We start from the raw sequence: 1,735 nt of genomic DNA, 5'->3' as shown, positions 1-1,735 counted from the left end.
GGTGGTCGCTGGTGGAATACAGCACGCCGTAGACCAGGAAGCAGGGCACGGCCCACCAGGTCCCACAGGTGAAGAAGCCCGCCACGCCGCTGGCCACCAGCAGAGCGATCCACAGGCCATAGTTCCACAGCGACTCTGTGTCAGAGCGTTTCATGAGCTGTTTCAAAAGCTTGCGGTCGATCTGCGGGGTGAACCAGCGGGCGCTGACTTCGGACTCGAATTCTTCGCGGCGCAGGTCGCCGGTGGGGGCCTGGTCGTCGCGCAGGGCATAGCGGGAGTAAGAGGTGTTGGGCATGGTTTTTTGTCTCTCGTTGTACGTGGGTGGATGCTACGAGTGCAGGTGATTTTTGGGTACTGTTGCTGCCATTTCTGCCCCATAATGTGTCAAGACAACGACCATTTTTGACACACACATGTCAAGCCAAAATCCTTCCCGCCGCCCCACCATGGACGACGTGGCCCGCCACTGCGGGCACAGCCGCTCCACCGTCGACCGGGTGCTCAATGGCCGCAGCAATGTGCGCGAAGACACAGCCCAGCGCATCCGCGCCTCCGCCGAAGCCCTGGGCTTTTACGCGGCGGGTGTCATCACCGAGCGCCTGCGCGATGTGCGCCCGCGCCTCACGCTGGGCTTTTTGCTGCAGTTGCCGAATGCGGTGTTCTACCGGGGCCTGGCCGCAGCGCTCACCCAGGCCACGCAAGACTGCCCTACGCTGCGGGGCCGCGCCGTGGTCGAGTACCTGAAGGACCAAACCCCCGAATGCGTGGCCGAGCACCTGGCCGACCTGGGCCAACGGGTGGATGCCATCGCGGTGGTCACGGCCGACCACGCCCTGGTCAACAACGCCATCGAGGCCTTGCACCAGCGCCAGGTGCCGGTGTTCGGACTGATTTCGGACTTGAGCTCGCCCTTGCGCGCAGGCTATGCCGGGCTGGACAACCGCCGAGTTGGGCGCACGGCGGCCTGGTTGATTTCGGAGCTGGCCCACGCCCCCGGCCCGGTGGCCATTTTTGTAGGCAGCCACCGCTTCCAGTGCCAGGAGCTGAGCGAAATCAGCCTGCGCTCTTACATGCGCGAGCACGCACCGGACTTCGACCTGCTGGAGACCATTTCCACGCTGGAAAGCGATGCCTACGGCGAAGAGCGCACCCACGAGCTGCTGGACAGCCACCCCGATCTGGTGGGCTTTTACATGGGTGGCAGCGGCATTGAAGGCGTGCTCAAGGCGCTGGCGCAGCGCCGCCAGCGCAACCGGGGTGGTCAGCGCGTGGTGGGCATAGGCACTGAGCTCACACCCGTGACCCGCGCGGGGCTGATCCACCGGCACTTCGCAGCCGTCTTGTCGCACCCGCTGCCCCAGCTATGCCGCGAACTGGTGGCGCAGATGGCCGAGGCCGTGGTGCAGCCCACGGCGGGCGTGCGGCAGGTGCTGGTGCCGATGGACATCCATTTGCCCGAGAGCGTGTGAGTTTGGGCGCTACAGTTTTTAACTATATTTTTTATAGCTGCTTGCGCTTATTGAATAAGCACAGGCTGCCTGTTGGATGCCTGAAAAATAGCCTGAAATTCAGGCCACTTCCTCCACCAGCCAGCCCACCACCGCCTCCAGCAGCTCCGGCCCACGCGCCGGGTCAAAATTACGCGGGTCCGGGCCCACCACGCCCCACAGCGGGTGGCCTTGCACGTGGCGCTGCGGGCCCCAACCGTCTTCTTCGATGTTGCCGGTACGCACCG

General features: G+C 64.3%; 1 protein-coding gene and 1 pseudogene. One reads left to right on the top strand and one right to left on the bottom strand.

The features are described from left to right. Positions 1–295, bottom strand: a pseudogene (locus AC097L_RS23615) (hypothetical protein); the annotation flags it as partial. A gap of 118 nt (positions 296–413) precedes the next feature. On the opposite strand from AC097L_RS23615, the gene AC097L_RS23610 reads away from it, so the two are divergent. Continuing rightward, positions 414–1,469 (top strand): LacI family DNA-binding transcriptional regulator, encoded by a 1,056-nt coding sequence (locus AC097L_RS23610; RefSeq protein WP_479589176.1) that lies wholly within the window; start codon positions 414–416, stop codon positions 1,467–1,469. Positions 1,470–1,735 lie beyond the last annotated feature (266 nt).

The organism is Rhodoferax sp. RT5P35 (assembly GCF_056521385.1).
Note: the sequence above shows the minus strand (reverse complement) of the source record. Positions and strands in the feature narration are given on the sequence as shown.

Excerpts from the sequence above, each read along its gene's own strand:
- AC097L_RS23610 (WP_479589176.1), top strand. The coding sequence starts at position 414 with ATGTCAAGCCAAAATCCTTCCCGCCGCCCCACCATGGACGACGTGGCC.